General features: G+C 37.6%; 10 protein-coding genes and 2 tRNA genes. All 12 read left to right on the plus strand.

Annotated elements, in window-relative coordinates; genetic code table 11:
* Positions 1-397: 397 nt before the first annotated feature.
* The 12 genes from FCI53_RS02325 (at position 398) to yihA (ending at position 13,959) form a co-directional block, all read left to right on the plus strand.
* On the plus strand, positions 398-1,537 hold the full coding sequence (locus FCI53_RS02325; protein WP_138415458.1) for a GerMN domain-containing protein: 1,140 nt from the start codon (positions 398-400) through the stop codon (positions 1,535-1,537).
* 167 nt (positions 1,538-1,704) lie between these two features.
* Positions 1,705-2,442 (plus strand): ribonuclease PH, encoded by a 738-nt coding sequence (gene rph, locus FCI53_RS02330; protein ID WP_138415922.1) that lies wholly within the window; start codon positions 1,705-1,707, stop codon positions 2,440-2,442.
* Between the two features lie 24 nt (positions 2,443-2,466).
* On the plus strand, positions 2,467-3,063 hold the full coding sequence (locus tag FCI53_RS02335; protein ID WP_138415460.1) for an XTP/dITP diphosphatase: 597 nt from the start codon (positions 2,467-2,469) through the stop codon (positions 3,061-3,063).
* Positions 3,064-3,078: 15 nt separating this feature from the next.
* Positions 3,079-3,594: a metallophosphoesterase family protein gene (locus tag FCI53_RS02340; protein WP_138415462.1), complete on the plus strand. Its 516-nt coding sequence runs from the start codon at positions 3,079-3,081 to the stop codon at positions 3,592-3,594.
* Positions 3,595-4,521: 927 nt separating this feature from the next.
* Positions 4,522-4,595 (plus strand) — tRNA-Gly (locus FCI53_RS02345).
* A 171-nt stretch (positions 4,596-4,766) separates the two neighbouring features.
* Positions 4,767-4,840: transfer RNA gene (locus FCI53_RS02350), tRNA-Arg, on the plus strand.
* Positions 4,841-4,962: 122 nt separating this feature from the next.
* Positions 4,963-5,958 (plus strand): tetratricopeptide repeat protein, encoded by a 996-nt coding sequence (locus tag FCI53_RS02355; protein WP_138415463.1) that lies wholly within the window; start codon positions 4,963-4,965, stop codon positions 5,956-5,958.
* 197 nt (positions 5,959-6,155) lie between these two features.
* Positions 6,156-7,442: a trigger factor gene (gene tig / locus FCI53_RS02360; RefSeq protein WP_138415465.1), complete on the plus strand. Its 1,287-nt coding sequence runs from the start codon at positions 6,156-6,158 to the stop codon at positions 7,440-7,442.
* Positions 7,443-7,820: 378 nt separating this feature from the next.
* Positions 7,821-9,098 (plus strand): ATP-dependent protease ATP-binding subunit ClpX, encoded by a 1,278-nt coding sequence (clpX, locus tag FCI53_RS02365; protein WP_138415467.1) that lies wholly within the window; start codon positions 7,821-7,823, stop codon positions 9,096-9,098.
* Between the two features lie 163 nt (positions 9,099-9,261).
* Positions 9,262-10,935 (plus strand): ATP-dependent protease LonB, encoded by a 1,674-nt coding sequence (gene lonB / locus FCI53_RS02370; RefSeq protein WP_138415469.1) that lies wholly within the window; start codon positions 9,262-9,264, stop codon positions 10,933-10,935.
* A gap of 119 nt (positions 10,936-11,054) precedes the next feature.
* Positions 11,055-13,388 carry an endopeptidase La gene (lon, locus tag FCI53_RS02375; RefSeq protein WP_138415471.1) on the plus strand — a complete coding sequence of 778 codons (2,334 nt, stop codon included), beginning with the start codon at positions 11,055-11,057 and terminating at the stop codon, positions 13,386-13,388.
* Complete coding sequence (gene yihA / locus FCI53_RS02380; protein WP_138415473.1) at positions 13,375-13,959, plus strand: ribosome biogenesis GTP-binding protein YihA/YsxC; 585 nt, start codon at positions 13,375-13,377, stop codon at positions 13,957-13,959. The genes lon and yihA overlap by 14 nt, the downstream gene beginning before the upstream one ends.
* Positions 13,960-14,052 lie beyond the last annotated feature (93 nt).

Genomic DNA, 14,052 nt, shown 5'->3' on the forward strand with positions numbered 1-14,052 from the left:
TTTAGGACTTAAGGGTTCGAGGCGGATCCTCATTCCTTTATTTAGCAAAATACCTCCATATTTAGAGTCTAGACGGTTTCTTATTCCGCTATTTGCTATTTTTCTGGCTATTTTCCCATCTTTTGCTCCCAATAGCGGATTCACGAACCGATTGCATTTACTTTTTTCTCTTTTTCTTTGGAATAACGGAATCAGGGCCGTTTTCACCTATTGATACGATTCATCATTCCGTTTAATTCACGCCGTTGTGTCGGAGTCTATAGTAATGACGACACTACAGAATTCTGGTGAAAAAATTCAGTCTATAAAATTCTTTTGAGAAATTTCTTATAGCTAGGTCTAATTTTTGTTTGGGCTCGTATACATAGTAGTACAAACCATCGTAGGAGGGAAAAGCATGAGGAAACGTACGCTATTAAAGAATACTGGTGCAGTAAGCCTGACCTTAATATTATTATCTGGCTGTGGCATTTTTCAAGGGGAACAAACATTAGAAGAGATGGATGCGCCACCAGAAGAAGCAAGTTTAGTTGATGAGCTAGATAACGCAACAGAAGAGATTACAGAAGATGACTTAACCGGTGAAGACCAATCCGAAGAGTCTGAAACAACCGAAGGAAATGAAGAGTCCGAAGAGTCTGATGAGGAACAAGCGACAGACACTGTACAAAGACAATTATACTTACTTGATGAAAACGGAATGGTAGCGCCACAAACTCTCGATTTACCAAAGACAGATTCGGTCGCCCAACAATCAGTAGAGTACTTAATTAAAGGTGGTCCTGTTACAGAGTATTTACCAAATGGGTTTGAGGCAGTACTACCGTCTGGAACAGAAGTTTTAGGGGCAGACATGGAAGAAGAAGGAACATTAATCGTTGATGTTTCTAAGGAGTTTGCAGAATATCGTCCTGAAGATGAACAAAAAATTATAGAAGCAATGACTTACACATTAACGCAATTTGATAATGTCGAGCGTGTCAAATTGTGGATCAATGGATATGAACAAACAGAAATGCCTGTTAACGGCACACCAATTTCTAACGGGTATTCTCGAGCAAATGGTATTAACATTGTTAATGACGAGCCTGTTGATTTAATGGATAGTAAAGCGGTAACGCTTTACTATCCTTCCCAACAAGATGAAAACTTTTATCATGTTCCAGTCACAAAACATATAGAGATGGAAGATGATGCTGATAGCTATCAAAAGATTGTACAAGCATTAGTTGATGGCCCTGCACTCGACCTTGACTTGTTGAATGTCTTTAACAGTGACGTTACATTGATGGAAGAACCAACATATGAAGATGGAGTATTATCACTTACGTTCAATGAAAATATTTTAAATAATGTTGAGGAAGGGTCCGTTTCTGATGAAGTGATGGAAACGCTTGTGTTAACATTGACGGAACAATCAGGAGTTGATGCGATTGAAGTCAATGTTGACGGTGTTGAACAAGTTGTTAATGAATCTGGTGAGCCATATAGTGAACCTGTAACACGATCTACCTTTGTTCCAACTAAAAGCTTATAATGAAAGCGAAAAAGAGCTGGTGCCTATACCAGCTCTTTTTACGTGTTAGGAGTAAAAAATTAGCAAAGTTTTAACGTATTTAAGCGCTAATTGTTGCATGAACTTAATCAAATTGGTAAAAATATGTTACGATTATCTGAGAAGTTCAAGTGGGAGGAAAAAGAATGATGAGACCAAATGACCGTAAAATTGATGAGTTAAGACTAATACATATAGAAACAGACTACACGAAACATCCTGAAGGTTCAGTGCTTATAACTGTTGGGGGTACGAAGGTGATTTGTAATGCGAGTATTGAAGACCGAGTGCCACCATTCATGCGAGGGCAAGGCAAGGGTTGGATTACTGCTGAATATGCCATGTTACCAAGAGCGACAGAGCAGCGGAATATTCGCGAATCTTCCAAAGGTAAAGTGTCTGGACGTACAATGGAAATTCAACGATTAATTGGTCGAGCACTTAGATCCGTTGTTGACTTGGATAAAATCGGAGAAAGAACTATTTGGGTTGATTGTGATGTTATCCAAGCAGATGGTGGAACACGTACCGCATCTATTACAGGTGCTTTCGTTGCGGTAGTGCTTGCATTTGGAACATTAATCGATAAAAAAGTATTAAAAGAAATGCCGATTACAGATTTTTTATGTGCAACTTCTGTTGGGGTTTTGCCAGATGGAACGGAAATTTTAGACTTACAATATGAAGAGGATGCACAAGCGCATGTCGATATGAATATTGTGATGACTGGTGCTGGTGAGTTCGTCGAAATTCAAGGGACGGGAGAAGAAGCAACATTTTCTCATCAGCAATTACTTAAAATGTTGGATCTTGCTAATCATGGGTTAAAGGAAATTGTAAAGTTGCAGAAAGAAGCGATTGGAAAATGGGCAGATTCTTTTAAATAGTATCGATAGAACGGAGACATTGAAGTGAAAAAATTAATTATAGCTACGAAAAACAAAGGAAAAATGACAGATTTTAATCAGTTGTTGTCAAAATATGGAATCGAAACAATGTCCTTATTAGATTTTGATCAACCGATCGCAGATATTGAGGAGACTGGGACAACTTTTTCGGAAAATGCAGCGATTAAGGCAGAAACGATTGCAAACCAGTTTAATCTTCCTGTGTTGGCAGATGATTCTGGTCTTGTAGTGGATTATTTAGATGGACGACCTGGGGTTTATTCTGCTCGTTATGCAGGGGAAGATAAAAATGATCAAGCAAATTATCAAAAGGTATTACAAGAATTAGAAGACATTCCGCAAGAAGATCGGACTGCCCGATTTGTTTGTGTATTAGCATTAGCTAGACCGAATGAGTCAACTGTATTTAAAGAAGGGACTTGTGAAGGAACGATCGCAGATGAACCAAAAGGTGAAAATGGATTTGGTTATGATCCGATTTTTTATCCGATCAATGTTGATCGAACGCTTGCAGAAATGACAACAGAAGAGAAAAATAGTATAAGTCATCGTAAAAATGCCATGGTTCAACTGGAACAATGGATAAATCAACAACAGTAGAGGGAGGAGAATCGTATGCCAAAAGTATTGCTGTTAAGCGATAGCCACGGACTTACAGAAGAAGTAACGACGATTAAGTATCGACATATGGATGAAGTGGACAAACTGATCCACTGCGGGGATTCTGAGCTATCCGAAGATTCACAAGAATTAAGCCAGTATATAAAAGTTGCTGGTAATTGTGATCTGGATGGAAGGTATCCAGATGAACAACAAATTACCGTAGATGATTTATCTTTTTTTGCTACACATGGTCATTTATTTCAAGTGAAGTCGAGTTTGATGCCACTTTCCTATCGTGCAGATGAATTAGGGGCAAAAGTGGTTTGTTTCGGTCATACACATATAGCCGGTGCAGAACGAGTGGGTGATAAGTTATTTATCAATCCAGGAAGTATTCGCTTACCACGTGTACGAAAAGAAGGTACCTATGCGATTGTAACTTGGAAGGATCATGACATCGTTGTGGAATTTTTCGATGTGAACGGGAAACGCGTTGATGATCTAACCTATGAAACAACGCTTGAATAATTGGAAACAACCTATGTATTTAATGTATATAGGTTGTTTTTTTAATCGTTCTTTTTGCAAGTAATGATTTGTAGTTACTGCACATAAGTCGTATTATACGACATAACCTTCGTAATTGTGCTCTCTACTATTCTGATTGAAATAAGTGATATCCAATCGCTGCGGCAGAATACTACGCTTTCCATGGGCACGGCCTCAGCTAACTTGGTAAAGAAAGCCCTTTACCTCGTGCTGTTCCCATAGGACAAGGAAGGCTTCGGCAGCGATACGTCGCACGAAGAAAATCGGTTGTATTTTCGAGGAGTCTCCGTATTCTGCCTCCGCTAGGATGAGTTCTCTGATTAGTGATAAATGTAATACGATATAAATTCAAAATAGCGAGTTTACTGTAATGTTGTGTGAACGTGCCTTTAACAATAAAAAGGTATATTTGATATTTATTAAGCAATTCTCTATAAAACTTCAGTTCACTGAAATAAGCGGAGGAAATACACGGAGACTCCCGAGGCCCAACGAGGGTCATGCTGGCGTTGTCCGACAAGGACGTTTTTAGCCTGTGGTCCCTAATTTATCATCGGTGAGACCCCGCAGTGATTGGTAAGGAGCGAAGGCTAAGATCGCCACGTCCTGTGGCAACGCCTACGTGACCAACATCGTGTTGGCCCGAGCTCACCAGCCCCCCCCACAGGAAAGCGTAGTGTATTTCCGCAGCGATCTATTAGCACTCACCATTATAGGAAGTTGCTTATTATGTCGTATAATACAGCTTATATACAGCTAACAACCATCTGTTTTAAAAAAATTCCATTTAAATCCAAGTGGATGTTGACATATTGTTAACAATCACATATAATTAATTTTGTCTTAGTTAATGAAACGAAAGACTTGTTTGATAGTGAACTGAATAAAAATATAAAAAATTCTTATGCGGGTGTAGTTTAGTGGTAAAACCTCAGCCTTCCAAGCTGATGTCGAGGGTTCGATTCCCTTCACCCGCTCCATTTTATGTTTGAATTGAATATGTCCTAGTAGCTCAGCTACGAGCAAAGCACCGATGAATAAACGTCGAGTTGTCCCGAAGCATTTATCCTCCATGAATAATCTAGAAGATGCAGGGGCAGGATGTATATCATGTCAATGTGAACGATAGACTAATTTAATAATTTCACTATGTCCTAGTAGCTCAGCTGGATAGAGCAACAGCCTTCTAAGCTGTAGGTCGCAGGTTCGAATCCTGCCTGGGACGTTGTTTGAAGGATTCAACTTAGTAACCTAAGTTGAATCCTTTTGTATATGTTCGTAACGGTGATTTTAATGTATCATGGCAATTGAAGATAATAGAACCTTGGAAGTTAGGAATGATTAGGAGTGGAAAAAAACAATCAACATGACAATGTCGTCATGTTTCCGAAGTGGAAATCGAGCTTAGAAAAACAGGCAATGGATGCAATGCAAGAAAAAAAATTCGAGAGAGCGCTTGATCAATTAGAACAGTTGATTAGTTACGATGTACATACACATGATGTAATGGTAGGGAAATTGTTATGTTTAATGGAATTAGGAAAACAAGAAGAAGCGGAAGATTTATGTAAAATATTACTGGATCGACAAGACAAGCATTATGAGGAATATTTGCATTTGTATATTACATTACTGTTTCAAATGGGACATTATCAAGAACTAATCGATCAGCTGGACCAAGTGAACATTGAAGCTGTTGGAACACCTCTTAAAAACCAATTTAACCAACTATATGAAATTAGTCAGAAATTGCAGGAGGACAGGATTGCATCAGACGGTGCGCATTATATCAAGGAGTTAAAAAAAGCTGTAGAGCAACAGGATGCCAAAACACAATGGGTATTGATACAAAGGTGTAAACACGTATCAATCACACCAACTAGCTTGAATTATATCGAATCGTTGCTAATAGACACTTCAATCGATTCTGTGGTAAAAACGGGTTTAATAGAATGGTTACAAGAACAAAAGGTTGATAAAGCGATCCTCATTCAAAAACAAGAGCAAACCGTTACCGTCAATCCAAGCGAATTGGGAACTATCGTTAATTCGTATAAACAAAATATTTTGGATCTGTTACACCATGTTGAACAAGAAAATCCAACTTTATTTGAATTGATTGAGCAATTATTGTATCGTTACATATATGTTCGTTATCCCTTTATAGTAGACCAAGAAAGTCAACCTGAAGTTGCGGCGGCGTTAACGTTGTTAGGTTATCAATTACTCCAATTACCACTTGAAGAGGATTGGATTAATCAATTGCCAAAATATCAAGTTGAATACTATATTCGTGATATTTTAGAATGCGAAACAAATTATTTGTCTATAATAGAAGACTAATATTATCCATTGTTTTGAAAAATAGAGTTAGTAAAGATAGTTTTTAATCCTATTGTTATTGTTGAAAGCATGATGGATTATGTTATAATGAGGTGGTTGAAATTTGCGTTCCGCCTAAAAGATAGATACATTGTACATCGAATGAACGTCAAAACGACATAATATTGGAATTTATAGATTTTGGAGGGAAAAATAGTATGACAGCAAAATGGGAAAAACAAGAAGGCAATACAGGTCTTCTAACCGTTGAAGTGGAAGCAGAAAAATTCGACAAAGCATTGGACAAAGCATTCAAAAAAGTTGTAAAACAAGTTCAAATCCCTGGTTTCCGTAAAGGAAAAGTACCTCGTGGATTATTTGAGCAACGTTTTGGTGTGGAATCACTTTATCAAGATGCAGTTGATCTTATTCTACCAGAAGAGTATACAAACGCTGTTGAAGAAACAGGCATTGAACCTATTGATCAACCTGAAGTAGATATCACTCAAATTGAAAAAGGCCAACCTTTAATCTTCACTGCACAAGTTGAGGTTAAACCTGAAGTTACATTAGGTGACTATAAAGGACTTGAAGTAGAAGAGATCGATACAGAAGTAACAGACGAAGATGTTGACCATGAACTTAAGCATCAACAAGAACACCAAGCTGAATTAGTAGTGAAAGAAGAAGGTACTGTTGAAAATGGCGATACAGTAACGATTGATTTCGAAGGGTTTGTTGATGGGGAAGCATTTGAAGGCGGACAAGCAGATAACCATCAGCTAGAAATCGGTTCTGGTTCTTTCATTCCAGGTTTTGAAGAACAACTAGTTGGAAAATCGGCTGGAGAAGAAACTGAAGTGGAAGTAACGTTCCCTGAAGAATACCATGCTGAAAATCTAGCAGGAAAAAATGCTACATTCAAAGTGAAAATTCATGAAGTAAAAGCAAAAGAATTGCCAGAACTTGACGATGAATTTGCAAAAGATGTCGACGAAGAAGTCGAGACACTTGATGAGCTAAAGAAAAAGACTAGAGAGCGTCTAGAGGAACAAAAAGCACAAGATGCAGATACTCAAAAACGTGAATCTTTAATCGAACAAGCATCTGAAAATGCAGAAGTTGACATTCCAGAAGCAATGGTTAACAATGAATTAGATCGTATGTTAAGAGAGTTCGAACAAAGACTACAAATGCAAGGTATGACAATGGACATGTACTATCAATTCTCAGGACAAGATGAGGACGCACTTAAAGAGCAAATGAAAGAAGATGCTGGTAAACGTGTGAAAACAAATCTAGTTCTTGAAGCAATTGGTCAAGCAGAAAATGTCGAAGTTTCTGATGAAGATGTAACGAAAGAATTAGAATCAATGGCTTCTATGTACCAAACAGATGTGGATCAATTAACACAAATGCTTGGTGGCAATACAGATGCAATTAAAGAAGACCTTAAATTCAAGAAAGCAATTGACTTACTAGTAGAACATAGCAAAACAAAATAATTGAAAAATAGATATAAATAGAATTAAATAGTAAACAAGGTACGATTTTTTTCGTACCTTGTTTCTCTAATTACATAAAAGAAAAAAAGTTAGGTATTTTTTATTGGTAGGTAAGCATACACTATACATACATAACATTTGACAATCTTGAATCTAATTACATAATGAGGGATACGAAGTTTTTTAAATTAAATCTGATTGTTTATTGCTCCCATCTGTTGGGCACACTTTTCAACATGGAGTTATTTACGGGTCTACTTAAGGTTTATTACTTTTTAAACCGTTCCTAATCTGATATTATGACTAAAAGAAGATTAGAGATTACCGTTGTATGATTGTTACTATCATATAGATCACTTAAATCGAGAGGTGAAATGAATGTACAAATTTAACGAAGAAAAGGGACAACTTAAATGTTCATTTTGTGGAAAAAGCCAGGATCAAGTTCGTAAATTAGTTGCCGGCCCAGGTGTTTATATATGTGATGAATGTATTGAACTATGTACGGAAATTGTGGAGGAAGAATTGGGTAATGAGGAAGAAGTTGAGTTTAAAGATGTTCCTAAACCCCAAGAAATTTGTGAAATCCTAAATGATTATGTTATTGGGCAAGATAAAGCGAAGAAAAATTTATCTGTTGCTGTATATAACCATTACAAACGGATTAATTCTTCTCAAGCTTCCGATGATGTAGAACTCGCAAAAAGTAATATTGCTATGATTGGACCAACTGGTAGTGGTAAAACATTACTAGCGCAAACACTAGCGAGAATTTTGAATGTCCCATTTGCAATTGCAGATGCTACTTCACTTACAGAAGCTGGTTATGTTGGTGAAGACGTAGAGAACATTCTATTGAAGCTAATCCAGTCTGCTGATTATGATGTAGAAAAGGCAGAGAAAGGGATTATATATATCGATGAGATTGATAAAGTAGCGCGTAAGTCTGAGAATCCATCGATTACTCGTGATGTGTCTGGTGAAGGGGTGCAACAAGCACTACTTAAAATCCTTGAAGGAACAACAGCAAGTGTTCCTCCACAGGGTGGACGTAAGCATCCACATCAAGAATTTATCCAAATTGATACAACAAATATTTTATTTATTTGTGGTGGTGCCTTTGACGGAATTGAACAAATTGTCAAACGTCGCTTGGGTAAAAAAGTGATTGGTTTTGGTGCCGATGATTCCAATCAAGACATGACGAAAGGTGAATTGTTGTCTAAAGTATTACCAGAGGACATGTTACGTTTTGGATTAATTCCAGAATTTATTGGGCGTTTACCAGTTATCGGTGCATTAGAACCATTAGATGAAGAAGCACTGATCGATATTTTAACGCGTCCTAAAAATGCGCTCGTAAAACAATATCAAAAGCTATTTGAAATTGATGATGTGGAACTTGAATTTGAGGAAGAAGGGCTACGTGAAATTGCCAAACTTGCAATTGAAAGAAAAACGGGTGCCCGTGGTCTTCGTTCGATCATTGAAAGTATTATGCTTGATGTCATGTTTGAATTACCTTCACGTGACGACATTGCCAAATGTATTATTACAAGCGAGACCGTTACACGTGAAAATAGTCGACCAAAGCTTGTCTTAACAGATGGTACCGTAAAAGATGAAAATAGTGAGTCACCAAGAGAAAGTGCTTAATCATTCAGCATAGGATTTAACATAGTTAAAATGAATTATAAAATCCCTTGTTACATGCTAACAAGGGATTTCTTTATGTGTGAAATAATTTCTGCTTAGGATCCTGTTTAGTATAAAAGTTTGCGGTAATACTAACGTATATCAAGCAATTTGGAGGTACGTTATGGATCTCGTTAGTATTGTCGTAATTGTACAACTGTTTTTCGGTGTTGTCGTTGGTCTTTACTTTTGGAATTTATTAAAAAATCAACGAACCAATAAGAATACAATTGAAAAAGATTCACAAAAAGAATTAGAGGACTTAAGGAAGATGCGTTCGATACAGTTAACCATGCCACTATCGGAACGAATTCGTCCAAAAAATTTAGCTGATATTATTGGGCAAGAAGATGGGATACAAGCACTCCGAGCTGCTTTATGTGGTGCAAACCCACAACATGTGATTGTGTATGGTCCACCTGGAATTGGTAAAACAGCTGCAGCGCGTTTGGTATTAGAAGAAGCAAAGCGCCATGCCGACTCTCCTTTTAGAACAAGTTCTCCGTTTGTAGAATTAGATGCGACCACAGCACGTTTTGATGAACGAGGAGTAGCCGATCCTTTAATTGGTTCTGTTCATGATCCGATTTATCAAGGTGCAGGTGCAATGGGACAAGCAGGTATTCCACAACCGAAACGGGGTGCTGTATCCAATGCACATGGTGGTGTGTTGTTTATCGATGAAATTGGTGAATTACACCCTATCCAGATGAATAAACTATTAAAGGTATTAGAAGACCGAAAAGTATTTTATGAAAGTGCTTATTATAGTCCAGAAAATAAAAATATCCCAACACATATTCATCAAATATTTTCGGAAGGTTTACCAGCTGACTTTCGTTTGATTGGGGCAACGACTCGTTCACCAGAGGAAATACCACCTGCGATTCGCTCAAGGTGTTTAGAGGTGTTCTTCCGAGAATTAGAACCAGAAGAAATTATCGATGTAGCGCAAAGAGCAGGGAAAAAAGTAAATAGTACGATTGAGCAACCAGCGTTGGATGTCTTAGCACACTATGCTCGTAACGGTAGAGAAACTGTCAATATGATTCAAATTGCATCAAGCATTGCAAAAAAAGAAAACCGACAGCAAATTACGCAAGCGGATATAGAGTGGGTGGTGGAATCAAGTCGTTTGACACCAAGAATGAAACCGTCCATTACCCCAATAAGTAAAGTCGGAAAGGTTAATGGACTTGCTGTGCAAGGTCCAAGTACTGGATTTTTATTAGAAATAGAGTTTATGATATTACCAAGCATCCATAATGGTGCTATTACGATTACAGGGATCGCAGAAGAAGAAACGATTGGTAGTCAATCAAAATCGATTAAGCGGAAAAGTATGGCGAAAGGATCGATTGAAAATGTAATTACTTTTCTTCGTTCCTACGGTGTTCCAGCACATGAATATGATATTCATGTTAACTTTCCTGGTGGTATTCCCGTTGATGGTCCGTCCGCTGGATTAGCAATGGCAGTTGGGATCTATTCAAGTATTCAAAAAATACCAATTCATTATGATGTCGCCATGACCGGGGAAATATCTTTGCATGGGGAAGTGAAGCCTGTAGGAGGAATCCTTACTAAAATAAAGGCTGCAAAACAAGCTGGAGCGAAACGAGTTATTATTCCAAAACAGAATTATCAAGCAACATGTGATAAAATTGAAGGAATTGAAATTATTGCCGTAACAACATTCAAAGAAGTATTGGGATATGTATTGGAAGAAAGGGAATCCACTTCTCGCACTGAAAGACGAACAGAATCACAACCAAATCCTTCTTCTAATACACTGTGATTGCGGGTAAGTTTACAAAGAAATAACTTTTCTTTAAACTTTATTACAAAGGACACATACCCTGATACGAATTTAAAAAGGTATGTGAATGTTTTACGTTTTAAATGGAGGTCTAAAAGATGGCAGAAACAAACAAAGTACAAGTCCCCCTTCTTCCATTAAGAGGATTACTTGTGTTCCCAACAATGGTATTGCACCTTGATGTAGGACGCGACAAATCTGTTAATGCTTTAGAAAAGGCGATGATGGATGATAACTATATCTTCTTATCTGCACAGAAAGAAAGTGCAGTAGATGAACCGGAAGTCACAGATATATACCGTGTAGGTACAATGGCAAAAGTAAAACAAATGTTGAAACTACCGAATGGTACAATACGTGTCCTTGTAGAAGGATTATATCGTGGACAAATTATTGAGTTCATTGAAGAAGAGGAACAATTTGAAGTTGAAATTGAAGAACTAAAAGAGGTCCATGGTAATAAAAATGAAGAAATTGCATTAATGCGGTCGTTACTGGATCAGTTTGAGCAATACATAAAAATGTCGAAAAAAATTAGTAAGGAAACGTTAGCAACTGTTTCTGATATTGATGAACCAGGCCGATTAGCTGATATTGTTACTTCACACTTATCTTTAAACATTAAAGATAAGCAAGAAATATTAGAAATTGAAGATGTGAAAAAACGGCTGCATCGACTAATAGCATTGATCAATAATGAAAGAGAAGTGCTAAACTTAGAAAAGAAAATCGGTAAACGTGTTAAAAAGTCAATGGAGCAAACTCAAAAAGAGTACTATTTACGTGAACAAATGAAAGCCATTCAAAAAGAATTAGGAGACAAGGACGGGAAGGCAGGCGAAGTTGCAAATCTCAGAGAAAAAGTTGAGAACTCAGATATGCCTGAACGAATTGTCAAAGTAGCGGTAAAAGAATTAGATCGTTATGAAAAGGTTCCACAAAGCTCTGCGGAAAGTAATGTGATTCGTAATTACATTGATTGGTTACTATCTTTGCCATGGACGAACGAAACAGAAGATAATTTGGATATTAATCATGCAGAAGATACATTAAATGAAGACCATTATGGGTTAGAAAAAGTAAAAGAACGTGTCTTAGAATATTTAGCTGTTCAACAATTAACCCAATCGATTAAAGGACCGATACTTTGTCTAGTCGGACCTCCTGGTGTAGGGAAAACTTCATTAGCGAAATCGATTGCTCGTTCATTGGATCGAAATTTCGTACGTATTTCCCTAGGTGGTGTTCGTGACGAAGCAGAAATCCGAGGACATCGAAGAACCTATGTCGGGGCAATGCCAGGAAGAATCATTCAAGGAATGAAAAAAGCAGAAACAATTAACCCTGTCTTCTTACTAGATGAAATCGATAAAATGGCCAGTGACTTCCGTGGGGATCCTTCTTCAGCAATGTTAGAAGTATTAGACCCTGAACAAAATAGTACATTTAGCGATCACTATATTGAAGAAATTTATGACTTATCAAAAGTGATGTTCGTTGCGACAGCGAACAACTTAGGCTCGATTCCAGGTCCACTACTTGACCGTATGGAAGTAATCTCGATTGCTGGTTACACGGAAGTGGAAAAGCTGCATATTGCAAAAGAGCATTTGTTAACCAAGCAAATAGAGGAAAATGGGCTATCAAAAGGTCAAATTCAAGTACGTGACGAGGCATTAATAAAATTAATTCGTAGATACACACGCGAAGCTGGTGTACGTGGGTTAGAAAGACAATTAGCTTCTATTTGCCGAAAAGCAGCCAAAATCATCGTTTCTGAAAATAAAAAACGCGTTGTCATAACGGAGAAACAGTTAGAGAACCTACTTGGAAAGCCATTATTCCGTTATGGCATGATGGAAGAGGAAGATCAAGTAGGTGCTGCAACAGGTTTAGCCTATACTGCTGCAGGTGGGGATACATTGTCGATTGAAGTTTCCTTGGCGCCAGGAAAAGGTAAATTAACTCTAACTGGTAAACTAGGTGATGTAATGAAAGAGTCTGCCCAAGCAGCCTTCAGTTACATTCGTTCAAGAGCTGAAGCCCTAAATATCGATCCTGATTTTCATGAAAACAATGATATTCATATTCACGTGCCAGAAGGGGCTACACCAAAAGATGGTCCATCCGCAGGGATCACGATGGCAACGGCACTTGTTTCCGCATTAACTGGTCGTCCAGTTAAAAAAGAAGTTGGGATGACAGGTGAAATTACTTTAAGAGGACGCGTATTACCAATCGGTGGTTTGAAAGAAAAGTCATTGAGTGCACATCGAGCAGGGCTAACCACAATTCTGATTCCTGCTGACAATGAAAAGGATTTAGAAGATATTCCTGACAGTGTCAAGGAAGATTTAACCTATATTAAAGTCAACCATTTAGATGAAGTATTAAAGCATGCATTAGCGGGGGAGAATCATGAAAGTAACTAACGCCGAAATCGTAATCAGTGCTGTATCACAAAAGCAATATCCGAATGATTTGTTACCTGAAATTGCTTTAGCAGGACGGTCAAATGTTGGGAAGTCATCATTTATTAATAAAATGATTAATAGAAAAAGCCTGGCTCGGACATCATCAAAACCGGGGAAAACGCAGACATTGAATTTTTATAAGATTAACGATGTTTTCTACTTTGTTGATGTACCAGGTTATGGTTATGCAAAAGTTTCCAAAAAAGAAAGAGAAAAATGGGGCAAAATGATGGAAGAATATTTTATAGAGCGCGAAAATCTTCGGGCTGCAGCATTAATTGTTGATATTCGCCATCAACCAACCGCAGATGATGTTACCATGTATGATTTTCTGAAACATTATGAGCTTCCTGTGATGGTGATTGCTACGAAATTGGATAAGATTCCTAAAGGAAAACGTGCAAAACATTTAAAACAAACAGCTCAAACATTAGAGCTTGAAGCAGAAGACATCATTATTCCATTTTCATCTGAAACAGGTGAGGGGAAAGAAGAAGCGTGGAGAGCAATGACTAAATTTATCAATTAGAAACAAAAACGCTCAGATTTTCTGAGCGTTTTTTAATGGGCTGTTTTCTAAGAGGTTGTTGTTTTGGCGCAATTACTATAAACTCCGACGTAA

Origin of the sequence: Aquibacillus sediminis (assembly GCF_005870085.1) — a bacterium.
Lineage (GTDB): Bacteria > Bacillota > Bacilli > Bacillales > Amphibacillaceae > Aquibacillus_E > Aquibacillus_E sediminis.

What these genes read in the sequence shown, in the direction of transcription:
- FCI53_RS02325 (WP_138415458.1), top strand. Translation starts at nt 398, where the DNA reads ATGAGGAAACGTACGCTATTAAAGAATACTGGTGCAGTAAGCCTGACC.
- rph (WP_138415922.1), top strand. Translation starts at nt 1,705, where the DNA reads ATGAGACCAAATGACCGTAAAATTGATGAGTTAAGACTAATACATATA.
- FCI53_RS02340 (WP_138415462.1), top strand. Translation starts at nt 3,079, where the DNA reads ATGCCAAAAGTATTGCTGTTAAGCGATAGCCACGGACTTACAGAAGAA.
- tig (WP_138415465.1), top strand. Translation starts at nt 6,156, where the DNA reads ATGACAGCAAAATGGGAAAAACAAGAAGGCAATACAGGTCTTCTAACC.
- clpX (WP_138415467.1), top strand. Translation starts at nt 7,821, where the DNA reads ATGTACAAATTTAACGAAGAAAAGGGACAACTTAAATGTTCATTTTGT.
- lonB (WP_138415469.1), top strand. Translation starts at nt 9,262, where the DNA reads ATGGATCTCGTTAGTATTGTCGTAATTGTACAACTGTTTTTCGGTGTT.
- lon (WP_138415471.1), top strand. Translation starts at nt 11,055, where the DNA reads ATGGCAGAAACAAACAAAGTACAAGTCCCCCTTCTTCCATTAAGAGGA.
- yihA (WP_138415473.1), top strand. Translation starts at nt 13,375, where the DNA reads ATGAAAGTAACTAACGCCGAAATCGTAATCAGTGCTGTATCACAAAAG.